Origin of the sequence: Arthrobacter nitrophenolicus, assembly GCF_000332815.1 — a bacterium.
Taxonomy (GTDB): domain Bacteria; phylum Actinomycetota; class Actinomycetes; order Actinomycetales; family Micrococcaceae; genus Arthrobacter; species Arthrobacter nitrophenolicus.
The window spans coordinates 41,742-63,340 of record NZ_AOFD01000021.1; the positions used below are offsets into that span (position 1 = coordinate 41,742).

The following is a 21,599-nucleotide window of genomic DNA, read 5'->3' on the forward strand; positions in this document are numbered from 1 at the left end:
AGTCCGGAGCAGTATCAAGGAGTCCCAATGAAGCACTTCCCCTCCCGCCGCACCGTCCTGGGTGCGGCGTCCGCCATCACGCTGCTGGCGCTGACTGCGTGCGGCAATGTTGCCGGCGGCGCCAGCAATTCCGCAGAGTACCCGTCCGGGCCCATCAACCTCACGGTCGGCCAGGCGGCTGGCGGCAGCACCGACCTCATTGCCCGTGCCCTCGCCGAAGGCGCTTCCAAGACCCTCGGCCAGCCGATGCCCGTAGTCAACAAGCCCGGAGCCAACGGTGCCCTGGCCACCAAGGAAGTGGCCGGCAAGCCGGCCGACGGGCAGGAACTGGTCCTGTTGACCGCCTCCCTCATCACCATCACCCCGCTGGCCGTGACGCCGGATGAAGCTGTCAACATCGACGACCTGGACATCATCGCCGGCCTTTCCCAGGATGACTACGTCCTGGTGGCCAGCCCCGAGTCCGGCTTCAAGAGCTTCAAGGACGTCACCGACGCCGGCCGCAACGTCACCTTTGGCACCACCGGAGTGGGCACCGGCAGCCAGCTGGCCCAGACCGTGCTCTTCAAGCAGGCCAACGTCACCGGCACCGACATCCCGTTCGACAGCGGCAAGCCCGCCCTGACCGCGGTCATGGGCAACCAGGTGGAGCTCGCCACGATCCAGCTCGGCGAGGCCATGCCGCAAATTGAAGCCGGCAAGGTGTCCCCGCTCCTGGTCTTCTCCGAGGACCGCAACAGCTTCCTGCCGGATACCCCGTCTGCGAAGGAAGCCGGTTACGACGTCCCCGTTGCACAGTACCGCGCCGTGGCAGCCCCCAAGGGGACGCCGCAGGAGGTCAAGGACAAGCTCCTCGAGGCCTTCCAGGAAACCTTCAAGTCGGACGCCTACAAGGAGTTCAACGAGAAGAACATGCTGACCCCCAAGGAACTCTCCGGCGAGGAAGTTGTTGAGGAATGGAAGGGCTACGCAGCCAAGTACAAGGAGCTGGTGGAGAAGTACGACATCAGCCTGAGCGGAAATAAGTGATTCCTGTGAATGGAACACCCGCAGTACCCGCCGGGGGAGGGAGGACCGCTGCCTCCCCGGCGGGGACACCCCCCGCACCGGGAGCGGCGAAGCCCTGGAGGACCTGACCCCGGAACAGCTCGCGGCCCAGTGGGAAGCGGAGAAGCCACCTGCGGCAGGGGCCCTGGCCAACACGGCGTCCTCGCTGGTGGTGGTCGGGGTGGGGATTGCCGCCGTCGTCCTTTCCATCGCGATGGGGCTGGGAACGCCGGACAAGCCGCAGCCCGGGCTCTGGCCCTTCCTCATCAGCTGCGCCATGGTGGCCCTCGGCCTCTTCCAGCTGGTCATCGGCCGGCACAACCGTGACGCTGAAAAGTTCACCAGGATGTCGACGGCGCCCCTCACCGGCCTGGTGACGCTCGCGGCCATGGTGGCCCTCATGCCCCTGATCGGATTCGAACTGCCCGCGCTGGTGCTCTGCATCATCTGGATGCGCTTCCTGGGCGGCGAAACCTGGCGCTCCACGCTCCTGGTCAGCGCGCTCGTCGTCGTTGCCTTCTACGGCATCTTCGTCCTGGCGCTCCGCACTTCCATTCCCCACCTCTTCTAGGAGAACGCCGTGGACTTTTTGAACCCCGTCATTAACGGGTTTGCGGTTGTCCTGGAGCCGACCAACCTGCTCTACTGCCTGGTGGGCGTCGTCATCGGCATGCTCATCGGCGTGCTGCCCGGGCTCGGCCCGGCGGCAACCATCGCCATCCTGCTCCCGCTGACCTACGGCGTGGAACCGGTCACCGCCATCATCATGCTGGCCGGCATCTTCTACGGCGCCCAGTACGGCGGCACCATCACCTCCGTGCTCCTCCGCCTCCCCGGCGAGGCATCCTCCGTGGTCACGGTCTTCGACGGCTACCAGCTGGCGAAGCAGGGCAAAGCCGGTACCGCCCTGGGGCTGGCCGCCATCGGCTCGTTCGTCGGCGGCACGGCCGCCATCATCGGCCTCACTTTCCTTGCCCCGCTCGTGGCCGGCTTCGCCCTGGACTTCGGGCCTCCGGAGTACACCGCCCTCGCCCTGCTGGGCATCCTCCTGGTGGCAACCATCAGCAGCGGCGCCAAGGCCAAAGCCCTCATCGCCGCCGCACTGGGACTCCTGCTTGCCACGGTGGGCCGGGACATCTTCACCGGCGAAAGCCGCTTCACGTTCGGCAGCCTGCAGCTGGCGGACGGCATCGACTTCGTCCCCATCGCCATGGGCATCTTCGGCCTGGGCGAGATCCTCTACAACCTGGAGGAACGGCACCGTGCAGCCAAGGCGCCGTCGAAAGTCGCCAACGTCTGGCCCTCCCGCGGCGACCTCAAGCAGGCCTCCGGCGCTGTTGGCCGCGGCTCCGTCCTCGGCTTCTTCCTGGGCATCCTCCCTGGTGGCGGCGCCACCATTGCCTCCATGGCGTCCTATGCCATGGAAAAGAAACGGGCCAAGCAGCCGGAACGCTTCGGCAAGGGCGCGCCGGAAGGCGTTGCCGGGCCGGAAACGGCCAACAACGCCGCCGCCACCTCCTCCTTCATCCCGCTGCTGACCCTCGGCATCCCGGCCAACGCAACCATGGCGCTGATGTTCGGTGCGCTGCTGATCCAGGGCGTCACGCCCGGGCCGGGACTCGTTGAGGAAGACCCGGAGCTGTTCTGGGGCGTGGTGAACTCGATGTACATCGGCAACATCCTGCTGCTGATCATGAGCCTGCCGCTGGTGGGCATCTTCGTCCGGATCCTCCGCGTCCGGGCTGCCATCCTGGCGCCCATCACGGCGCTGATCACCCTGCTCGGTGCCTACACCATCAACAACAGCATGTTCGATGTCACCCTCGTGGTGGTCTTCGGCGTTGTGGGTTACCTGATGAAGAAGTTCGGCTACGAACCCGGCCCGCTGGTGCTCGCCTTCGTCCTCGGCGAACTCCTCGAAAGCTCCATGCGCCGTTCCCTGCTGACGTTCGGCGGCGACCCGTTCGGATTCTTCGGCCGCCCCATCTCGGCCACCCTGCTGGTGGTCTTCGTCCTGGTGGCCGTGCTGCCGTTCATCCGCAGCGCCATCGCCAAGCGCAGGACCGTCTCCACCCCAACAGCCGCCAGGCCGGACATAAAGGAAAAGGTATGAGCATCGTCGTTGGATTCGTTCCCACCCCTGCCGGAGAAGCGGCCCTCGCGGCAGGCATCGCCGAAGCGCGGCTGCGGAGCGAGGACCTCCTGATCGTCAATTCCGCCCGGGAGGGCGCGCTGGTGGACAAGTCGGTAGCCCCGGACGTCCTGCTGGAGCAGGCGGCCCGGCGCGCGGCAGATGCGGGCGTGGAGGCGCGCGTGATCCAGCCGCCGTACCAGCACGACCTCGCCGACGAGTTCCTGGACGTGGCCCGGGAGGCCAACGCGTCCCTGATCGTCATCGGGCTGCGCCACCGCACCCAGGTGGGCAAGTTCATCCTGGGCAGCCACGCCCAGCGCATCCTGATGCAGGCGGACCGGCCGGTGCTCGCGGTCAAGGCCGACGGCGGCAACTTCTAGCAGCGGAAGGACCGAGGCAGCATGTACAGGCACAATCCGGTCCGGCGGGCAGCGGCACTTCCCCACGCGCCGGTACCCGACTGGTCAAAGCTCGCCAGGGACGACTACGTGGAGGTGCGGACCTCCAGCGGGGCGGTGTTCGCCGGAACCATTGACATGATCGCCGCCAACCGCAGCGTCTTCTGGGTGATCCGCAGCGACGGTGCCGGCCGGACCATGGTGTACTCGGGCGACGACGTTTCAGTCACCAAGGTGGCCAGGCGGCGGGAGTTCGCCGCTGCCTAGCCTCGCTTCGGTGCTGGGAAAGCCGGTGGTCCCAGCAGGGGCCACCGGCTTTTTTACGTCCGACGGCGGACATGGTCAGCAAGTGCATCGAGCGCCGGGATCTGCCCCTTGACCAGCTTCAGGCGGGCCTCGTGCTCGGGGAACCAGCGGGCGTCGTCGACCTCGGGGTAGTCCTGGATCCGGCCGGAGCCCTTGGGCCATTCCAGCGGAAAGGTGTTGCTGGTGATCTGCCCGGGCTGGAAGTCCTGCTCGGCCGTAAACACGGTGATGATTTTGCCGGAGGGCTGCTTGAAATCACCAAGATGGCGGTAGTCAGCGTCCGGCGCCGCGGTACCCATCTCCTCCGCAAATTCACGCAGCGCGGCCACCAGCGGGTCCTCATCATCCGTGTATTCGCCCTTGGGGATTGACCAGGCGTGCGTGTCCTTGCGGGCCCAGAACGGTCCGCCCATGTGGGCGATCCAGACCTCCAGTCCCTCGGTCCCGCCCTGCCCCCTTCTGTACAGCAGGATTCCTGCGCTTCGTACCGGCATATCTCCTCCAGTGGTGCGGCGAAAAAAGTTCCGGATCCGCCGTCCGGTGTTAACCCGCAGTTCACGGTGCTGCTTTAGGTTATTCCTTCAAGCACTCTGCTCGAAGGGGACCCGTCATGGCCAATATTGCTGAAGTGTTGGGTCGGCTGACGCCGGAAGAACTTGATGAACTCCGTGGCCTGGGCCCCCAGGGCCACTTGCCGCGGCATCTCCAGGATGCTTTGGACCGTGCTGCGGGCGGCCCCGGCTCAGGACGGGGATACTACGTCCCGACCGGCAACGTCAGCGCCACGGGCGGTCCGCTGCTGGCGCTGCGCAGCGACGTGTCCAGCTGGCTCTTCAATTCGCACCGCGACGACCCGGACCAGCTGCCGCGGCACCAATAGTTCCACTCTGTCCCGGCCGTATATTGAGAGGCCGGGCGCACGTCATCCTGCCATCCGCGACAAGACCCGGCAGGCGGCGAGGCTGAACCAGAGCTGAAGGTCGTGGTACCTGTCCCGGAGCAGATGACCTGTGAAGAGACCGGTCGGTTCCTGGTGTCCGGAGAGCCAGTCCCGGGCATGGTCTGTCTTCTCCGACGTGAAGCCGGGCAGGATGATGGTGATGGTGTCGAGGGCAGAGACGAGGTCCGTCATCCAGAAGGGAAAGCTGAATTCGGTCCAGTCGGCGACCCGCCCCTTATCCGGGTAGGCGTCCGGTTCGAAGAGCCGGCCTGCCAGAAGTACAGCGGCCATCCTGGCTGAGGGGCCGGTTCGGTGCCGGGGATGGGCTGCGTACGCCCTGAGCACCACTCCTGTAATGAGGTGTGAGAACGGCTGCGTGGGGTCGGCGGAAATGGTCTGCGATTCTCCAAGGGCGTCCAGGTTCCTTCCACGTGTACGGAGTGGGAGGGCCCAGCCGCCGTCGTCCTGCCGCATGGCCTCGAGCCAATTGAATGCGAGTTCCACGCGTGGGTCCTCCGGGTACCCGGCTTTGACGAGTAACTCCAGGAAGCCTGCGGTGTAGTTCGGAGAATACTGGTTGCCGTAGATCCCCCGCAGGTCACCCTGGGCTGACTGGTGCGAGAACACGAATTCGGCGGCCGCGGCGAGGGCAGGATGTTCCCTTGTAAGCCCGAACATCTCCACGAGGAACCCGAGCTGCCGGTAGGCCTCCAGGAGGTTGTAGTCCGTTCCGGCCCGGGGGCGCCTCCCCGGATAAATCCATGACCCGTCAGTTCCCTGGCGCCGCACGATCCCTCTCGGGACCGGGAGGTGCCAGAGGACTTCTGCAGGCGTCCCTACGGAGCCGTGGGTAAGATCCCGGATTGCCCAATACCGCACGGCCGGATTCCTGCCCGCCACCAGGGGAGGGATCGGGTCGAAGCGAAGGCTGTGCAGCCATGCCATGAAACCATGATCCCCTTCATCCTGCCCGCGGGTCAGGATGCCGCCGGGAGGGTGAACGTTACGGTGGTGCCTTCCCCGGGTTCGCTGGCAAGGCTGATGGCGCCGCCGTGCCCTTCCACGATGGTCTTGCTCACCGGCAGTCCCAGGCCTGCCCCGGGGATGGCCGTTGCCCGCGACCGGGCCGAGCGGAAGAACTTGGTGAAGGCCTGCTCCTGCTCGTCGGCATCCATTCCAAGGCCGGTATCGGTAACGGAACAGGTGAGCTTGCCGCCGCTCTTGCGCGCGCAAACGGTGATGTGGCCTCCGCCCGGCGAGTACTTGACCGCATTGGAGAGCAGGTTCCGGACAACCTGACGGATCCTTTCCGGGTCGAAGCGGGCCGGCAGCGGCTGTTCAACATCGAGGTGGAGCCGGAGTCCGTTCAGGGACGCCTTGGGAGCCTCCGCTCCGACCACTTCGGTTACCAGTTGCGCCAGGTCTGCCTCTTCCAGTGACAGGTCCACCCGTTCCGATGCGACGGCTATGAGGTCGTTGACCAGGGACAGCAGGTGCCCGGCATTCCGGTGGACCACCAGGAGTTCCTCCCGGATGTCCTCGTGGCCGGGCTCTTCCAGCACCAGCTCGAGGTAGCCCAGGATCGACGTCAGCGGTGTCCGCAGCTCATGGGAAACAGTTGAGACAAAGTCGTCCTTGGCGGCCAGGGCGCGGATCAATGTGGTCACATCAACGAACGTGACAACTGCGCCGCCGTCCTTCCCGTCGCGGGCGGGTATGCCGTGGGCACTGACGGAGTAGGCGTGCTGTTCCTTCGGCCCGCCCGCCCAGTACAGCTCGTCGCGGAACTCGACGCCGGCGGCAGCGCGGGCAACGGGCGTCGCGTCGGCGGGCACGGAAGTTGCGCGGTCCGGCAGGAGGAGGCCGTTGCCGGCATTTCCGGGAAGGGCGGCCAGCGCCGGGTCCGCCTGCAGCGCCTTGTTGGTCAGGACGGTTCCACCGTTCCCGTCCACCACCCAGACACCGATGCCAACGGCCCCCAGGACAGCGTCCAACAGCCGCTGCTTCCGGACGCTTTCGGCGAGTGCCACTTCGAGTGCATTCTCTTTGTCCACCAGCCGTTGGCGCTGCCGGCGGATAGTTCCGGCTACCAGGTGGGCGGTCACTGCGACGGCGGACAGGATGAGAGGCAGAAAGATGGTGCGGATCATGGACGCTGACGTGGGGGGCGAACCGGCGACGATGGAAGGCACCACCGTGCTGAGCACAGTGCCAAGGATCGCCAGGACAACCATGTACCGGCGCGGCTGCGCTGCCAGCCAGACCACCGGGAACACAAGCAGCAGGCTCATGACGTTGAAGGGCGGGCCGCCCGCCTCACGGGTGAACCCGATCGCCAGGCAGTCCAGAACGGCTATCACCGCAAAAGCTTCGGTACGCAGCCTGTTCCACGGCAGCGCCAGGCAGGCGGCAAAGAGCGCAGCATGCGCAAGCAAAGCCAGCTGGAACTGCCTGTTATCCAGGGCCGAGGGGTTGAAGACCGCGGCGGCCACCACCACCAAGACGACGGTCACGGTAAGCGGCAGTTGGCTCAGCACCATTCGGCTGCGGACGCCAAGCCCGCCGAACAATCCGTCGAACTGGCCTGTAACAGGCAGGTCCGGCGGCGCGGCAGCAGTGCCTTGCCCGGCCGCGTTGACAGTGGCTTCCCCGGCTTGTTTCATTTCCGCCCCCCAGCGCAAAGACAGAAACCCCCGTCTGCATGAAGGCACTTTTCCTCAGGCTACCCGCGAACCGGCGTGCGGTGAACAAGGAATTGCTTTGTGTCCTGGACAGCGCGCAGGGCGTCGCTGCTCCGCGCAAGGCAGAAGCAGTGGAGAACAGGGCCGGGCGAAGGCGAGGGCCTACCCGATCAGGAGACTGAGTGCCTCCGTCAGGTGGGACACTTCGCGCACCGAGAAGCCTGCCGGCACGGGACCCGGACCTGTATGGCTGGCCGGGACCACCGCGTGGGTGAACCCCAGCCGGTGCGCCTCCTGGATGCGCTGGTTGATGCCGGGCACGGGCCGGACCTCGCCCGCGAGCCCCACCTCGCCAAACGCAATGAGGCGGACCGGCAGGGGTTTGCGTGCTTTTGCTGATGCGACGGCCAGGGCAACGGCGAGGTCGGTGGCGGGCTCGCTGAGCTTCACCCCGCCCACGGTGGCCACGTAGGAGTCGTCCTTGTGCAGCAGGGTTCCGGCGCGCTGCTGCAGCACGGCCAGCAGCATGGATACGCGGGAGCTGTCCAGCCCGCTGGTGGCCCGGCGCGGCTGCGAGTTGGGGCTTTCGGCGAGCAGCGACTGCACCTCCGCGAGCAGCGGACGGCGGCCCTCCATGGTGACGGTGATGCAGGTGCCGGAGACCGGGTCCTTGGTGCGGCTGACAAAGAGCCCGCTGGGATCGGCAAGGCCTTCAATACCGTTCTCGTTCAGGTCGAAGCAGCCGACGTCATCAGTGGGCCCGTACCGGTTCTTGACCGCGCGGAGCAGCCGCAGCCGGGAGTGCCGTTCGCCCTCGAACTGGCACACCACATCCACCAGGTGCTCCAGCAGCCGGGGCCCGGCGATGGAACCGTCCTTGGTCACATGGCCCACCAGCAGCGTGGTCATGTTGCGGCGCTTGGCGGCGGCAATAATCGATGCCGCCACTTCCCGGACCTGGGACACGCCGCCAGCACTGCCGTCCACGTCCGCGCTGCTGAGGGTCTGCACCGAATCCACGATCAGGAGCCGCGGTTCGATCTTCTCCACCTGGCCCAGTGCCTGGCCGAGGTCCGTTTCCGCGGAGAGGTACAGGGATTCGGCGACGGCGTCGATCCGTTCGGCACGGAGTTTCACCTGCGCAGCGGATTCTTCGCCGGTGACATAGAGGACGTCCTGGGCTGTCCGGGCGAACTTGGCCGCGACATCGAGCAGCAGGGTCGACTTGCCTACGCCGGGTTCGCCGGCCAACAGGATGACGGCGCCGGGTACCAGTCCGCCGCCGAGTACCCGGTCCAGCTCATCCATCCCGGTGGGCATGAAGGCAGCCGTGGTGGCATCAACCTCGGCAATGGGCCGCGCGGGTTCGACAACTGTTGTGGCCGCCGTCGTACGCGCCACGGCGGTGCCGGTCTCCTCAACGGTGCCCCACGCCTGGCACTCGCCGCAGCGTCCCACCCACTTAACGGTGGTCCAGCCGCACTCAGCGCATTTGTAGCCGGGCGCCTTGGACGCCCGGGAAGTCTTTGTTGCCATGCGTTCAACCCTAAAGGCGGCCACTGACATTACCCGCCAGCTCCGGGCGCGAGTGGCTAAACCAAAGGGGCGGGCCAGGTAGGGGCGCGTCAGAGGGCAGGCAGGATGTCCCTGGCCTCGCGGGCGTCCATGCCGGTAGCCTCCAGAAGGTCCACCATCAGCGGCCGGTACAGCATCACCACCGTTTCGCCCTCCAGGCGCTGGACTTCCAGGAGCTTCGGATGCAGCCGCAGCGCAATTTCGCTGAGCTCCCGGCGGGCCGTGCGCAGGTGGGCGCGGCGGACGCCGTCGTGCGTTTCCGCCAGCCCCAGCGACAGCTCGTCAATCGCGGCAGCGGTCTCCTGAAGCACCTCCGCAATGTTTTCGGTCGCCTCGTCTGACAGCGCCGCGTGGTTGATGGCGCTGGTGAGCCGCCGCGCAAACACCCTGCTGTTGCGGAGGGCGAGGTCAATGAAGTCCAGTGACTGCTGCAACTGGTCAAGTTCATCCGGTGCCGGCGGTACGCAGGGGCCAGCCTCGCCACCTCGCCCGAGGCCCGCAGGGAATGCCGCATACCGTCAACCAGCGGCTGGCAGTTCCGGCCCCGGACCAGCGCGTGCCACGCCCGGGTGGAATCACTGTCCACCAGCGCCTCGGCGCATTCACGCAGCACCTCCGCAAGCTCATGCAGCAGCTTCCGGACGTCCTTGCGCGGCTCCCGGCGCGGGTCCTTGGGCGCCACGATGGTCACCAGCAGGGCGAACAGGCCCCCGATGACGGCATCGATGCTCCTGGTGAACGGCCCGCCGGACGGCGCCGGCAGCAGCACCACCAGCAACGACTGCAGCGCCAGCTGCGTGGTGAAAATATTGCCGCTGTCCAGGAATCGCGCCAGCAGGATGGAGAACAAAAGGACGACGGCGGCCTGCCAGATCCCGCCGCCCAGCCAGTGCAGGAGCAGGTCACCCACCGCGATGCCGATAGTGCAGCCCAGGCCCACCTCCAGCACCCGCCGCAGCCGCGGCTCGCGCGAGAAGCCCAGGGCAATCAGCGAGGAGGTGGCGGCGAACAGCGGGCCCGAATGCCCCAGCACGTACTCGGCAAAGGCATAGGCACCTACCGCGCACACTGTCATCTGGATGGCCGGAACCAGCGAATTGCGGCTGCGGATCAGCCCGGTGCGGACCCTGCCGCGCAGGAACCGCCTGCCTGCTGAGAGTCCTGCTGCGGGGGCCATGCCGTCCAGTCTATTTGCTGCCCGCGGCCTTTAATTTGCACCCGGCCCCCTACGACTGCAGATGTGATCTGCGCAATGGGAACCCGGCAGTTGTCAGCGAAAATCCCGTCGCCGTTAATGTTCCGTTCACCTTGGGCAGGGCATCCCGTTACCTGCGGCCCTTAACTTCGATGAAGGTACACAACGTACGCATCGCGCTGCAGGGTTCTCCGTCCCTGTCCCGCACTGAATAACCCTGGAAGGGGTACATCTAAGTGAAGGCACTCCGCATCGGCCGCCACGCGGCTATCGCTGTTATCGCAGCCGGCGCACTCGCGCTCACCTCCTGCGGTTCAGACAACGCCACTGGCACCGCTCCCGCAGGTGGCCAGACCTCGGGCACCAAGGTCACCGGCACACTGACCGGCATCGGCTCCTCCGCGCAGGGCGCGGCCATGGACGCCTGGAAGACCGAATTCGCTGCGGCCAACCCCGGGGCCACCGTGCAGTACTCCCCGGACGGCTCCGGCGCCGGCCGCAAGGCCCTCCTGGATGGTTCCGCGCAGTTCGCAGGTACGGACGCCTACCTGAAGGATGACGAATACGAGAGCTCCAAGGAGATCTGCGGACCGGACGGTGCAATCAACATTCCCGTCTACATCTCCCCGATTGCTGTTGCATTCAACCTTCCCGGCATCAGCGAGCTGAAGCTTGACGCTGCCACGGTGGCCAAGATCTTCCGCGGCGAGATCGCCAAGTGGAACGATCCCGCGATCGCCGCCCTGAACGAGGGCGTCGAGCTGCCCGACCTGAAGGTCACTCCGGTAAACCGGTCGGATGACTCCGGCACCACCAGCAACTTCACCGACTATCTTGCCGCGGCTGCCCCCGAGGTATGGACTGACAAGTCCTCCGGCGTCTGGCCCGCCAGCCTCCAGGGTGAGAACGCCAAGGGCACCTCCGGCGTGGTGAAGACCGTCACCGACACCCCGGGTGCCGTGACCTACGCTGACGATTCCGCCGTCGGCGGCGACCTTGGCGTTGCCCAGATCAAGGTGGGCGAATCCTTCACCACCATCTCCGCCGAGGCAGCCGCCAAGGCTGTGGACGCAGGCTCACCGGTGGAAGGCCGCTCCGCCAACGACCTGTCCATCAAGCTGGACCGCAAGACCACCGCAGAGGGCGCTTACCCGATCGTGCTCGTTTCCTTCCACGCTGTCTGCTCCACCTACGACAGCCAGGAGACCGTTGACCTGGTCAAGGCATTCGAAAGCTACGTAGTCTCCGAGGAGGGCCAGCAGGCCGCCGCTGATTCCGCGAAGTCCGCCCCGCTCTCTTCCGAGCTGGCCGAGAAGGCCACCAAGGCCATCGAGTCCATCAAGGTCAAGTCCTAATCAACGCGCCAAAAACCGGGTTCCCCGCCTGCCGAAAGGCAGTGCGGGGAACTTCGGTTTGGACGCACCATTATTCAGTGTCAGTTAACGATCGAAGGGCCGTCGAATGACCGCCACCTCCCTGACCAGCACCCAGGGCGCCGGCCGTGCCGGTGACAAAGTCTTTTCCACCGCCGCGCTGGCCGCCGGCTGCTTCATCCTTGCCGTCCTGTTCGGCGTGGCGCTGTTCCTGGTGGTCCAGGCCATTCCGGCGCTGACCGCCCCGGCCGCGGAAATCCAGGGCGGCGAAGGGTTCTTCGCCTACATCTGGCCAATCGTCATCGGCACCATCATCGCGGCTGCCATCGCCCTGGTCATCGCCACCCCGATCGCCATTGGCGTCGCCCTGTTCATCTCGCACTTCGCGCCCCGCCGCCTCGCTTCCGGCCTGGGCTACGTGGTGGACCTGCTCGCCGCCATCCCGTCCGTGATCTACGGCGCCTGGGGTGCGGCGTTCCTGGCCAAGGAAATCTCACCGGCCTACAACTGGCTCGCGGCGAACATGGGCTGGCTGCCCATCTTCCAGGGACCGGCCTCTGCCACGGGCAAGACCATCCTCACCGCAGGCATTGTCCTTTCGGTCATGGTGCTGCCCATCATCACCTCGCTGTCCCGCGAAATCTTCCTGCAGACCCCCAAACTGCACGAGGAAGCCGCGCTGGCGCTCGGGGCCACCCGCTGGGAAATGATCAAGATGTCCGTGTTCCCCTTCGCCCGTCCGGGCATCATCAGCGCCGTCATGCTCGGCCTGGGACGTGCACTCGGCGAGACCATGGCAGTGGCCCTGGTGCTCTCCTCCGGCGCCCTGACCGCCAGCCTGATCCAGTCCGGCAACCAGACCATCGCCGCGGAGATCGCCCTGAACTTCCCCGAGGCAAGCGGCCTCAAGGTCAGCACCCTGATCGCCGCCGGCCTGGTGCTGTTCATCATCACCCTGGCCGTGAACATGATCGCCCGCTGGATCATCAGCCGGCACAAAGAATTTTCGGGAGCCAACTAAATGACCTCCACGCTTACCCCGGTTCGCAGCAAGCGCTCCGCACTCACCAAGGGCCAGCTGCCCAAGTACGCCCCCTACGTGGTCCTGGCCGGCGCGCTCATCGTCGGCGCGGCCATCCTGGCCCTGCTTGGTTTCAACGCCTTCGGCTGGGGCATCGTTTCGGCGCTCCTGTTCGCTATCGGGCTGGTGTCCTGGAGTGCCGCCGTGGAAGGATCCCGCAAAGCCAAGGACAAGCTGGCCACCTGCCTGGTGGTCGGGTCCTTCCTGGTGGCGCTGCTTCCGTTGGTTTCGGTGATCTGGACCGTCCTGGTCAACGGCGTTCCCGGCCTGTTGACCCCCGGCTTCCTCAGCACCTCGATGAACGGCGTCACCGGCGTCTACGACAACAAGGCGGTGGAGGAGGGTGCCCCGGTGGTGGGCGGCATCTACCACGCGCTGCTGGGTACCGTGCAGATCACCCTGCTGGCAACCCTCATCTCCGTTCCTGTCGGCCTGCTCACCGCCATCTACCTGGTGGAATACGGCAATGACGGCCGCCTTGCCAGGGCCATCACCTTCTTCGTGGACGTCATGACCGGCATCCCGTCCATCGTGGCGGGCCTGTTCGCCGCGGCCTTCTTCTTCGCCATTGTGGGCCCGGGCACCAAGACCGGTGCAGTGGCGGCCGTCGCCCTGTCGGTGCTGATGATCCCCGTGGTGGTCCGCTCCAGCGAGGAAATGCTGAAGATCGTCCCCAACGAGCTGCGCGAAGCGGCCTACGCCCTGGGCGTCCGCAAGTGGCGCACCATCCTCAAGGTGGTCATCCCGACGGCGATCTCCGGCATTGCCTCCGGCGTCACCCTGGCCATCGCCCGGGTCATCGGCGAGACCGCCCCGATCCTGGTCACCGCGGGCTTCGCCACCAGCATCAACTCGAACGTTTTCGGCGGCTGGATGGCTTCGCTGCCCACGTTCATCTACACCCAGATCCTGAACCCCACATCGCCGGCCAACCCGGATCCGTCTTCCCAGCGCGCGTGGGGCGCGGCCCTGGTGCTGATCATCCTGGTGATGATACTCAACCTGGCGGCACGGCTCATCGCCCGCGTCTTCGCGCCCAAGACCGGCCGCTGACGCACGCTTCAGGGACTGTCCCTACCGCCCCGGCGGGCGGAAACCTAGACTCATTACATACCCAGCAAGTGAAGGAACACCATGTCTAAGCGCATCGACGTCAAGGACCTGAACGTGTACTACGGCGATTTCCTCGCCGTGGAGGACGTCACCATCAACATCGAGGCCAAGTCCGTCACCGCTTTCATCGGCCCGTCCGGCTGCGGCAAGTCCACCTTCCTGCGGACCCTGAACCGCATGCATGAGGTCCTTCCCGGCGCCCGCGTGGAGGGTGAGGTCCTGCTCGACGGCGACAACCTGTATGGCCCCGGCGTCGACCCGGTCACGGTGCGTTCACAGATCGGCATGGTGTTCCAGCGCCCCAACCCGTTCCCCACCATGTCCATCCGCGACAACGTGCTGGCCGGGGTGAAGCTGAACAACAAGAAGATCTCCAAGGGTGAGGCTGACGTCCTCGTGGAACGCTCCCTGAAGGGCGCCAACCTGTGGAACGAGGTCAAGGACCGCCTCGAGAAGCCCGGCTCAGGCCTGTCCGGTGGCCAGCAGCAGCGCCTCTGCATTGCCCGCGCCATCGCCGTGGAGCCGCAGGTGATCCTCATGGACGAGCCGTGCTCCGCCCTGGACCCGATCTCCACCCTGGCCATTGAGGACCTCATCAACGAGCTCAAGGACCAGTACACCGTGGTGATCGTGACGCACAACATGCAGCAGGCCGCCCGCGTCTCGGACAGGACTGCGTTCTTCAACATCGCCGGCACCGGCAAGCCCGGCAAACTGATTGAGGTGGGGGATACCCACACCATCTTCAGCAACCCCACCCAGAAGGCCACCGAGGACTACGTCTCCGGCCGCTTCGGATAACCCGCGGACCTCGCTGGCCTGCGGGCCAGCGCTGCCAGGCTGGCATCCCAGAATGCGCTAGCCAGCAACGGAAGTATTTAGTACGCTGAACTAGATACTTTCAGGGCTAGTAATAAGCACGCTTAGGAGTTTTGCCATGACGCAGATTGCCAGCAACCCCAGGAGCCACCAGCTTCACGGCTCCGGCCACGGCCCTTCCTTCGCCTCCCAGCCGGTGGACCCCTTCGCCCGTGGCCTGTCCGTGCTGCCGGATACGGCTTCCGAGCAGGTGGCGGTGGAAGCTGCGGACTCGGGGGACAGTGATCTGCTGGCAGCTGTTTGGCGCACCAGCTCCTACCTTGAGAGCATGCAGTGGGAGCTGGATGCCGCGCAGGGGGCACTGATGCAGGCCGTGCGGGAGGCTGCGGGCGCCGGCGTCGGGCAGGACCAGCTGTGCAAGGCTGCCAACCTGACTGCCGAGGAACTGGCGGAGGCCCTCGAAGAACTGCCGCCCGCCTTTCCGGCAGCCCTATAGCGCGTGCAGCGGACGTCCCGGGGCTATTCCGGAACTTCCAGCTGGAAGCCGCAGCGGCAGCGCAGGACCCGGGTGGGCAGGCATACGGCGCTGAGGCCGGTTCCGCTGTTGCTGCTCTGGTAGCACAGCCGCTCAATCTCGAACTCGGCCTCCTCCATGGGGAAACCGCAATGGATGTAGTCATCTCCGAACATGATCACCTGCGCCATCCAGCGCACCTGGTGCAGGGCGGCCGCGACATCTGACGCATAGGCAAGGTGTTCCTGGAACAGGCTGCAGTCGTTGCACGTGTAGGAGACCGTGACAAGGTCACCGCCCGCCACCCCTATTGCCGTGATGGCATGGATGGTGAGCTGGTGTTCGGTTCCGCAGGTCTCGCATTGGAGTTGCCGCGGCTGGGGCGCAGGGCGGCGCGAATCCGGAATGGGCATGATGCCTGCTCTTTTCCGCGATGTGCATCCAGGCCGCCGATAGGCTGCAGCGGCGAACGCCCGCGGGGCCTGCACGCGCCGGCGGGCGGCTGTCCCCGGCAGAGCCGGTGGACGTACTGTCGAATTTACGTCACCCGCGCCGGGCTGTACAGGGCTGCGTTGCCGCGGGGAAGCCCCTCAGCCGGCCAGCGGCGACATCGCCAGTGCCAGCACGAAGGCGGCGGCGGCCGTGGCGGCGGGAGTCAGGGCCCAGAGCCCCAGGATCCGGATGACCAGCTTCCGGTTGGTCACCGAAAAGTGCTGGTTCTCGCCCGCGCCCAGGACCGCCGAAGTAACGGTGTGGGTGGTGGACAGCGGCCAATGCAGGGCGATGGCGCCCACGAACAGCATGACCGAACTCCAGATCTGGGCTGTTGAGCCGCGCAGCGGATCAATGCGTGTGACCTTGTAGCCGATGGTGTGCGAGATCCGCCACCCGCCGCCCAGGGTGCCGGCCGTAATCATCACCGCAGACACCAGTGCAACCCACAAAGGGATGGTCCCGCCGTCGGTATAGCCGGCGGCCAGCAGGGCAAGCAGCAGCACCGCGCTGACCCGCTGTCCGTCCTGCAGCCCGTGGCCGAAGGCCACGGCGCCGGCGGCAATGGCCTGGCTCCGGCGGAACCGCTGGTTCACCACATTGGGCTGGGTGTACCGCGCCGCCCACGTGGCCGGAAACACCATCAGGAACGCCCCGCTGTAGGCCACCAGCGGGGACAGGACCAGGGGGAGGACCACCTGGAACAGCAGCGACTGGTCCACGCCGCCCACGCCTGTCCCGCCCACGGCGAGGCTGGCCAGCCCGGCGCCCGCAAGGCCGCCCACCAGGGCATGGGTGGAGGACGCGGGAATGCCGCGCCACCACATCAGCAGCCCCCAGGCGGAAGCGCTGGCCAGCCCCGCAACCAGGATGCTCAGGCCGTCCGTTCCCGGCGGCAGCGTGATCCAGCGCTGGCTGACCGCAACAGCAAGGGTTGCGCTCAGCAGGGCGCCAATGAAGTTGAAGAAGGCTGCCAGCAGCACAGCCACACTGGGGGTCAATGCCCGGGTGCGGGTAGCAAGTGCGACGGCGTTCGAGACATCCCGGAAGCCGTTGAGGAAGGCAAACACGGCGGTCAGCAGGACCACCGCGCCGAAGATGGCCTCCACCATCTCAGGATTCCTTGACGATGATGCTGCCCACCTGCGTGGCGATCCGCCGCATATCCTTGGTGACCTCCACCAGCTGGTTGGCGACGTCCCGGTTGCGGGAGTACTGCGCCCATTTCATGTCCGTGATCATGTCCGCCACCCACAGGCGGTGGGTCCTTTCGGCCCGCTTGGCCAGGCGGAGGATCTCTATCCAGTAGTCCTCGAGGTCGTCCAGGTTGTCCAGCCGGCGCATGGCGTCCACGGTCAGCTCGGCCTGCCTGCTGATGATCTCCAGCTGGTCCGCGGCGCGCCGGGGCAGCCGGTCCAGTTTGTACAGCGCCACCAGCTCAGCGGCGGCGTCCATCTTTTCCATCGCTTCATTGAGGTAGCGGGAGAGTGCGTACATGTCCTCGCGCGGGAGGGGGTTTACGAAGCTGGTGCGCATGTGGGTGAGGAGCGCGAACTGCAGTTCGGAGCACTTGGCGTCGTGGTTGTGCATGTCCTCGACCAGCCTGGAATGCTCGGCAGCGGGGACGCCGAGGATCTCGGCCAGCGTGCCCCCGGCCAGCACAATCTGCTGCGCCATCTGCGAGAGAAGGTTCAGCCCGGCGGGCTCCTGGGGAAAAAGGCGCAGCTTCACGTGGTTCCGTTTCCGGGGAAAGTACAGGGCGGGGATTGCCGCCGTGTGACTTGACCCCGGCAGGCAACTGACGCTAACTCTACCGGGCCGTAACTGCACCCTTGAAATGGGAAAACAGGAAGAAAACGGGAAAAGGGCAGAAAAATGGTGCCGAACCGGATACGCCTCTCGGCGGTAGGCCGCTCTAGGCGGCTGAGTTTTGAAGCCCGGGGGTTTCGCGGTTCGACACCAGTTTCAGTGTTCTACGATGCCGCTCCCAAGTCAATCTTGACAGCTGGGGCCTGGTAGGCAGTACGGCCCGAACGGTCGGCTGGCAGCCCGGAAGGTCGGGGGAGAGGTGCAACGGCAGGTTCAGTCCAGCTCGCCCAGCCGCCACGCGTTGGCGGCATGCTCCAGGTCCTCCGCAGTCTTGACCAGCTGGTGCGAATTGCGGGTCAGCTTGCTCGCGTGCGCCTCGTTGGCGTGTTCGGCACCGTCGGCGATGGTCGCCTGGCCGAGTGCCACCACGCGGCAGAAGGCCGCGGACCGTTCCAGCGCGACGTCGAACTCGCCGTCGAACGCGCCGGAAAGGATGGCGTCGGCCATGGCTGTCATCTCTTCGGCGCCGGGAGGCTCGGCCGCGCCGGCGACCACGTTGGAGACCTGGGCCGTGTCCCTGCCCGCCCGGAAGTACACGGAAATCCGCTCGGGGTCCTGGACCGTGGCCGCCCGCAGCGCGTAGAGCCGCCACAGCGCACCCGGAAGCGAACGGGCCGGGCTTTCGGCCCACATCTCGGCGATGGCCTCCAGGCCCTGTTCATCGGCGAGCTTGACCAGCCGCTGGGTAACCACGGGGTCATCGCTGTCACGGCCATGGCGGACCAGCGCCTGGGCGGCAAGGTGGGCGGCCTCGGAGACCCGGGCGGGATCTGCGCCGCCGGCGAAAGGCTCAAAGTCGATGGGAGCGAAGGGTTTGGGCTTGTGGTGCCGGGGCGCGCCACCGTACTTACTGGGTCCTGCTTGCTCACTCATGCCCCCACGCTACTCCTGTGCCGTGCCGGATACGAGCGCCCCCGCACCCTTCGGAAAAGGCCCGACGGCGCGGCCCGGCGGGCGTGCGAAGCCGCCGCAACCATGCGCTAGAGTATTTAACGTCCAGAAATGGATTGGGGCCGGACAGGTGCAACATTTCTATGTTGGACCGGCCGGCAGGGGCCTTTAGCTCAGTTGGTAGAGCATCGGACTTTTAATCCGTGGGTCGTGGGTTCGAGCCCCACAGGGCCCACCCGCACAGCAGGCCGGAGGCAGTTCGCCTCCGGCCTGCTGTTTTGTCCGGGGCAGGGACAATAGGCACATGGCAAAAAGCAGCAAGGGCAGGATGCCGCGTCTTGAAGACGTGGCGGACGTCGCCGGGGTCTCCCACCAGACAGTCTCCCGCGTGGTCAACAACCACCCCAACGTCAGCAAGGCCACCCGCGAAAAGGTGGAGGCGGCCATCGCTGAACTGGGGTACCGGCGGAACACGGCTGCCCGGAGCCTGGTGACCCGGCGCTCGCAGACCATCGGGGTCCTGGCCAGTGAGCTGTCCCAGTACGGCCCGGCCAACACCCTCCTCGGCGTGGAGCATGCCGCCCGCGACGCCGGCTACTTTGTCAGCATCGCTGCCCTGCGGGAGGTCAGCCGGGAGGCCATCGCGGACGCCATCAGCCACTTCATGGACCAGGCCGTGGACGGGATCGCGGTGCTGGTCCCGCACTCGGACACGCTGAAGGCCCTCGATGAGATGACACTTTCCGTGCCCGTGGTGGCCGTCGGATCCCTCGGCAACAGCAACGTCAGCGGCACCATGGTGGACCAGCGGCGGGGCGCCCGGCTCGCCGTCGAACACCTCATCGGGCAGGGGCACCGGCAGATCGGCCACGTGTCCGGCCCCCCGGACTGGACGGACGGCGCCGAGCGTGCCCAGGGCTGGCGCGACGCGCTCCGCACCGCCAACCTGCCGGAGGGGCTCCTGGTGGAAGGCGACTGGAGCGCCGGCAGCGGCTACCGGATCGGCCGGAAGCTGGCGGAAGAGCGCAGCGCCACGGCAATCTTCGTAGGCAACGACCAGATGGCCCTGGGCCTGCTGCGGGCCTTCGCCGAGGCAGGCGTGCGCGTGCCCGACGACGTCTCCGTGGTGGGTTTCGACGACCAGCCGGAGTCGGGGTACTTCACCCCGCCGCTCACTACCGTGCGGCAGGACTTCGAGGAGCTGGGCCGCCGCTGCATGGACATCATGCTGAAGGAAATCGAGGCAGGGGCGCCCGTCAGCTCCACCATCGTCACCCCGGAACTGGTGCTGCGGGCCAGCACGGCGACGCCGGCCGCGACGAACTAGGGCCGGCACGCCAGGGTCAAATAATTTGCCGAAGAATTTTCCATGAATCTGCATCCAACTCCGGGCCTGCACCAGTAGTAGGGGTGTAAGCAAAAAACGCCCGCACGGCGGGCCGATGAAGGAGAAGGACATGCGCAACAGGATCTTCACAGCAGGTGCCGGTGCAGCGGCAATTGCGGCAGCAATCGCTCTCGCCGGCCCCGCCCAGGCAGCCGAAGGGGACGCCCAGCTCTCCGTGCTGCACGGCGTTCCCGGACTCACCGTTGACGTCTGGGTCAACGGCGAACGGACCCTGGACGATTTCACCCCCGGCACCCTGGCCGGCCCCCTGGCACTCCCGGCCGGCGCCTACGAGCTTGCCATCACTGCCTCGGATGCCGCCGACGCCAGCGCGGCAGTAATCGGGCCCGTCAGCGTCACCCTGGCCGCCAACGGAAACTACACCGCCGTGGCCAACCTGGACGCCGGAGGCAACCCCACCGCCAACCTCTACACCAATGACGTTTCGCAGATTGCAGCAGGCAAGGGCAAGCTGACCGTCCGGCACGCTGCGGCAGCACCCGCCGTCGACGTCCTGGCCGGCGGCACCGCCGTCATCTCCAACCTGGCCAACCCGAACGAGCAGACCCTGACCCTTGACCCCGGCACCATCCCGGCAGCCGTCGCCGCCGCCGGCACCACAACCCCGGTCATCGGACCTGCGGACGTCACGGTCGCAGAGGGTACGCACACCATCGTCTACGCATGGGGCAGCCTGGCCAACAACAACCTGCAGCTGGCCGTCCAGACCATCGAAGGCCTGCACTCCTCGCCGGGTTCGGTCCCGGGTGCACTTGACGGCTCCGCCAATGCCTCAGCGGCACCGGCAGAACCTGCCGCTCTCGCCCTTGGCTTCGGCGCAGCAGTCCTGGCCCTCCTGTTCGCCGGACTGGGCGCCGCCCGCGTCATCGGGGCAGCCCGCGCACAGCGGTAACCAGGAGCAGCACAGCAACCAGCTACACAACAACTGCAGCAGGAAGCAGGCCGCCCGGTTCCAGCCGGGCGGCCGGCACCAGCTCCACACCACAGCGGTCCTTCGGCGGCCGCGGGGAAGGCGGACAGATGAACAGCACCACGACGACGGCAGGGGAGTCCCGCCGTCGTTCTTCCGGTTTTGCCGGGGCTGCCTTCCTCGCGGCGGCCTTGCTTCTCCCGGCCTGTGCGCCGGCAGCTTCCGCTCCGGATCCGGCGGCCACTGCCAGCCAGGCAGCCGGGCCGGCCACAGCCCCGCCCGTTACCTCCCCACCCGCCCCCACTGTTGCTCCGGCTTCCCCCTCGGCGCAGGCTCCAGCGGTGGACGTCCCGGTCCGTGCCGCCACCCTGGGGCCGGCCGCCCCGGCCCAGCCGGCCCCGACGTCACTCACAGTTGCCGGCACCGCCATCAACATGCCCGTGATTCCGGGCGGGGTGTCAGCCGAGGGTGCCATGGAAATCCCCGACGCCTTCGACAAGGCTGCCTGGTACCGGTTCGGCCCGGCGCCGGGAGCCGCTGAGGGAACCGCCGTGATTGCGGGGCACATCGACACCACGTCTGACCGGGCACCGTTTTCGAAGCTCAAGTCCGTGCCGGCGGGGACTGCCATCCAGGTCGGCCGGGAGGGTGCCGCGGCGCTGACCTACCGGGTGGTTCGGGTGGAACTGATGGCCAAGGACAAATTCGACGGCGAAGCCTCTTCCGCAGGTCCGGGCCCCACGAGCTTAAAGTGGTCACCTGCGGGGGAACATGGCTGGACGAGCGGATGGACTACAGCGACAATGTGATTGTCACCGCGGTCCTTGAATGAGCGGTGATGCAGCCGTGATTC

22 protein-coding genes, 1 tRNA gene and 1 pseudogene are annotated in these 21,599 nt (G+C 66.6%); 15 read left to right on the forward strand and 9 right to left on the reverse strand.

What is annotated here, in order from left to right; all coding sequences use genetic code 11:
* Window positions 1-27: 27 nt before the first annotated feature.
* The 5 genes from G205_RS09555 to G205_RS09575 all read left to right on the forward strand — a co-directional run bounded on the left by G205_RS09555 (window position 28) and on the right by G205_RS09575 (window position 3,846).
* On the forward strand, window positions 28-1,029 hold the full coding sequence (locus G205_RS09555) for a Bug family tripartite tricarboxylate transporter substrate binding protein (RefSeq protein ID WP_009357816.1): 1,002 nt from the start codon (window positions 28-30) through the stop codon (window positions 1,027-1,029).
* Window positions 1,030-1,216: 187 nt separating this feature from the next.
* Window positions 1,217-1,618: a tripartite tricarboxylate transporter TctB family protein gene (locus tag G205_RS09560; protein ID WP_009357817.1), complete on the forward strand. Its 402-nt coding sequence runs from the start codon at window positions 1,217-1,219 to the stop codon at window positions 1,616-1,618.
* A 9-nt stretch (window positions 1,619-1,627) separates the two neighbouring features.
* On the forward strand, window positions 1,628-3,160 hold the full coding sequence (locus tag G205_RS09565) for a tripartite tricarboxylate transporter permease (protein WP_009357818.1): 1,533 nt from the start codon (window positions 1,628-1,630) through the stop codon (window positions 3,158-3,160).
* Window positions 3,157-3,561: a universal stress protein gene (locus G205_RS09570; RefSeq protein ID WP_009357819.1), complete on the forward strand. Its 405-nt coding sequence runs from the start codon at window positions 3,157-3,159 to the stop codon at window positions 3,559-3,561. Before G205_RS09565 ends, G205_RS09570 begins: the two co-directional genes overlap by 4 nt.
* Window positions 3,562-3,582: 21 nt before the next feature.
* Window positions 3,583-3,846: a hypothetical protein gene (locus G205_RS09575; RefSeq protein WP_009357820.1), complete on the forward strand. Its 264-nt coding sequence runs from the start codon at window positions 3,583-3,585 to the stop codon at window positions 3,844-3,846.
* Window positions 3,847-3,899: 53 nt separating this feature from the next.
* Here G205_RS09575 and G205_RS09580 read toward each other — a convergent pair whose 3' ends face one another.
* Complete coding sequence (locus tag G205_RS09580; protein ID WP_009357821.1) at window positions 3,900-4,379, reverse strand: NUDIX hydrolase; 480 nt, start codon at window positions 4,377-4,379, stop codon at window positions 3,900-3,902.
* Window positions 4,380-4,495: 116 nt separating this feature from the next.
* Here G205_RS09580 and G205_RS09585 point away from each other — a divergent pair, with 116 nt between their 5' ends.
* Window positions 4,496-4,765 carry a hypothetical protein gene (locus G205_RS09585; protein ID WP_009357822.1) on the forward strand — a complete coding sequence of 90 codons (270 nt, stop codon included), beginning with the start codon at window positions 4,496-4,498 and terminating at the stop codon, window positions 4,763-4,765.
* A 42-nt stretch (window positions 4,766-4,807) separates the two neighbouring features.
* Here the strand turns inward: G205_RS09585 and G205_RS09590 are convergent, their stop codons facing one another.
* The 4 genes and pseudogenes from G205_RS09590 to G205_RS09605 form a co-directional block, all read right to left on the reverse strand.
* Window positions 4,808-5,770: an adenosine deaminase gene (locus G205_RS09590; RefSeq protein ID WP_235046846.1), complete on the reverse strand. Its 963-nt coding sequence runs from the start codon at window positions 5,768-5,770 to the stop codon at window positions 4,808-4,810.
* Window positions 5,771-5,802: 32 nt separating this feature from the next.
* Window positions 5,803-7,488: a sensor histidine kinase gene (locus G205_RS09595; RefSeq protein WP_009357824.1), complete on the reverse strand. Its 1,686-nt coding sequence runs from the start codon at window positions 7,486-7,488 to the stop codon at window positions 5,803-5,805.
* A gap of 180 nt (window positions 7,489-7,668) precedes the next feature.
* Window positions 7,669-9,042: a DNA repair protein RadA gene (gene radA / locus G205_RS09600; RefSeq protein WP_009357825.1), complete on the reverse strand. Its 1,374-nt coding sequence runs from the start codon at window positions 9,040-9,042 to the stop codon at window positions 7,669-7,671.
* A gap of 89 nt (window positions 9,043-9,131) precedes the next feature.
* A pseudogene (locus tag G205_RS09605) lies at window positions 9,132-10,258 on the reverse strand (FUSC family protein).
* Between the two features lie 254 nt (window positions 10,259-10,512).
* Here G205_RS09605 and pstS point away from each other — a divergent pair.
* The 5 genes from pstS (at window position 10,513) to G205_RS09630 (ending at window position 15,158) form a co-directional block, all read left to right on the forward strand.
* Window positions 10,513-11,631 (forward strand): phosphate ABC transporter substrate-binding protein PstS, encoded by a 1,119-nt coding sequence (pstS, locus tag G205_RS09610; protein ID WP_009357827.1) that lies wholly within the window; start codon window positions 10,513-10,515, stop codon window positions 11,629-11,631.
* A 106-nt stretch (window positions 11,632-11,737) separates the two neighbouring features.
* Window positions 11,738-12,670 (forward strand): phosphate ABC transporter permease subunit PstC, encoded by a 933-nt coding sequence (gene pstC / locus G205_RS09615; RefSeq protein WP_009357828.1) that lies wholly within the window; start codon window positions 11,738-11,740, stop codon window positions 12,668-12,670.
* Window positions 12,671-13,783: a phosphate ABC transporter permease PstA gene (gene pstA / locus G205_RS09620; RefSeq protein ID WP_009357829.1), complete on the forward strand. Its 1,113-nt coding sequence runs from the start codon at window positions 12,671-12,673 to the stop codon at window positions 13,781-13,783.
* 81 nt (window positions 13,784-13,864) lie between these two features.
* On the forward strand, window positions 13,865-14,644 hold the full coding sequence (gene pstB / locus G205_RS09625; RefSeq protein WP_009357830.1) for a phosphate ABC transporter ATP-binding protein PstB: 780 nt from the start codon (window positions 13,865-13,867) through the stop codon (window positions 14,642-14,644).
* Between the two features lie 136 nt (window positions 14,645-14,780).
* Window positions 14,781-15,158, forward strand: a complete 378-nt coding sequence (locus G205_RS09630) for a hypothetical protein (RefSeq protein WP_009357831.1) — start codon at window positions 14,781-14,783, stop codon at window positions 15,156-15,158.
* A 23-nt stretch (window positions 15,159-15,181) separates the two neighbouring features.
* Here the strand turns inward: G205_RS09630 and G205_RS09635 are convergent, their stop codons facing one another.
* From G205_RS09635 to G205_RS09650, 4 genes are all read right to left on the reverse strand, one after another.
* On the reverse strand, window positions 15,182-15,589 hold the full coding sequence (locus tag G205_RS09635) for a hypothetical protein (RefSeq protein WP_009357832.1): 408 nt from the start codon (window positions 15,587-15,589) through the stop codon (window positions 15,182-15,184).
* 177 nt (window positions 15,590-15,766) lie between these two features.
* Window positions 15,767-16,780 (reverse strand): inorganic phosphate transporter, encoded by a 1,014-nt coding sequence (locus G205_RS09640; RefSeq protein WP_009357833.1) that lies wholly within the window; start codon window positions 16,778-16,780, stop codon window positions 15,767-15,769.
* Window position 16,781: 1 nt separating this feature from the next.
* Complete coding sequence (locus G205_RS09645) at window positions 16,782-17,399, reverse strand: DUF47 domain-containing protein (protein ID WP_009357834.1); 618 nt, start codon at window positions 17,397-17,399, stop codon at window positions 16,782-16,784.
* A 351-nt stretch (window positions 17,400-17,750) separates the two neighbouring features.
* Window positions 17,751-18,410, reverse strand: a complete 660-nt coding sequence (locus G205_RS09650; RefSeq protein WP_009357835.1) for a hypothetical protein — start codon at window positions 18,408-18,410, stop codon at window positions 17,751-17,753.
* Window positions 18,411-18,590: 180 nt separating this feature from the next.
* Between G205_RS09650 and G205_RS09655 the strand changes: the two genes are divergently transcribed.
* The 4 genes from G205_RS09655 to G205_RS09670 all read left to right on the forward strand — a co-directional run bounded on the left by G205_RS09655 (window position 18,591) and on the right by G205_RS09670 (window position 21,555).
* A tRNA-Lys gene (locus G205_RS09655) sits at window positions 18,591-18,663 on the forward strand.
* A gap of 69 nt (window positions 18,664-18,732) precedes the next feature.
* Entirely contained in the window at window positions 18,733-19,755 is a 1,023-nt protein-coding gene (locus G205_RS09660; RefSeq protein WP_009357836.1) for a LacI family DNA-binding transcriptional regulator, read from the forward strand.
* A gap of 130 nt (window positions 19,756-19,885) precedes the next feature.
* Window positions 19,886-20,728, forward strand: a complete 843-nt coding sequence (locus tag G205_RS09665) for a DUF4397 domain-containing protein (RefSeq protein ID WP_009357837.1) — start codon at window positions 19,886-19,888, stop codon at window positions 20,726-20,728.
* A 128-nt stretch (window positions 20,729-20,856) separates the two neighbouring features.
* A complete protein-coding gene (locus G205_RS09670; protein WP_235046847.1) occupies window positions 20,857-21,555 on the forward strand; it encodes a class F sortase in 699 nt (232 codons plus the stop codon).
* Window positions 21,556-21,599 lie beyond the last annotated feature (44 nt).

Bases quoted from the DNA above. Each gene is read 5' to 3' on its own strand.
- pstC (WP_009357828.1), top strand. From the start codon at position 11,738: ATGACCGCCACCTCCCTGACCAGCACCCAGGGCGCCGGCCGTGCCGGT.
- radA (WP_009357825.1), bottom strand. From the start codon at position 9,042: ATGGCAACAAAGACTTCCCGGGCGTCCAAGGCGCCCGGCTACAAATGC.
- G205_RS09665 (WP_009357837.1), top strand. From the start codon at position 19,886: ATGCGCAACAGGATCTTCACAGCAGGTGCCGGTGCAGCGGCAATTGCG.
- G205_RS09585 (WP_009357822.1), top strand. From the start codon at position 4,496: ATGGCCAATATTGCTGAAGTGTTGGGTCGGCTGACGCCGGAAGAACTT.
- G205_RS09590 (WP_235046846.1), bottom strand. From the start codon at position 5,770: ATGGCATGGCTGCACAGCCTTCGCTTCGACCCGATCCCTCCCCTGGTG.
- G205_RS09630 (WP_009357831.1), top strand. From the start codon at position 14,781: ATGACGCAGATTGCCAGCAACCCCAGGAGCCACCAGCTTCACGGCTCC.
- G205_RS09650 (WP_009357835.1), bottom strand. From the start codon at position 18,410: ATGAGTGAGCAAGCAGGACCCAGTAAGTACGGTGGCGCGCCCCGGCAC.
- G205_RS09635 (WP_009357832.1), bottom strand. From the start codon at position 15,589: ATGCCCATTCCGGATTCGCGCCGCCCTGCGCCCCAGCCGCGGCAACTC.
- G205_RS09555 (WP_009357816.1), top strand. From the start codon at position 28: ATGAAGCACTTCCCCTCCCGCCGCACCGTCCTGGGTGCGGCGTCCGCC.
- G205_RS09575 (WP_009357820.1), top strand. From the start codon at position 3,583: ATGTACAGGCACAATCCGGTCCGGCGGGCAGCGGCACTTCCCCACGCG.
- G205_RS09640 (WP_009357833.1), bottom strand. From the start codon at position 16,780: ATGGTGGAGGCCATCTTCGGCGCGGTGGTCCTGCTGACCGCCGTGTTT.
- pstA (WP_009357829.1), top strand. From the start codon at position 12,671: ATGACCTCCACGCTTACCCCGGTTCGCAGCAAGCGCTCCGCACTCACC.
- G205_RS09595 (WP_009357824.1), bottom strand. From the start codon at position 7,488: ATGAAACAAGCCGGGGAAGCCACTGTCAACGCGGCCGGGCAAGGCACT.
- G205_RS09660 (WP_009357836.1), top strand. From the start codon at position 18,733: ATGGCAAAAAGCAGCAAGGGCAGGATGCCGCGTCTTGAAGACGTGGCG.
- pstB (WP_009357830.1), top strand. From the start codon at position 13,865: ATGTCTAAGCGCATCGACGTCAAGGACCTGAACGTGTACTACGGCGAT.
- G205_RS09570 (WP_009357819.1), top strand. From the start codon at position 3,157: ATGAGCATCGTCGTTGGATTCGTTCCCACCCCTGCCGGAGAAGCGGCC.
- G205_RS09670 (WP_235046847.1), top strand. From the start codon at position 20,857: ATGAACAGCACCACGACGACGGCAGGGGAGTCCCGCCGTCGTTCTTCC.
- G205_RS09580 (WP_009357821.1), bottom strand. From the start codon at position 4,379: ATGCCGGTACGAAGCGCAGGAATCCTGCTGTACAGAAGGGGGCAGGGC.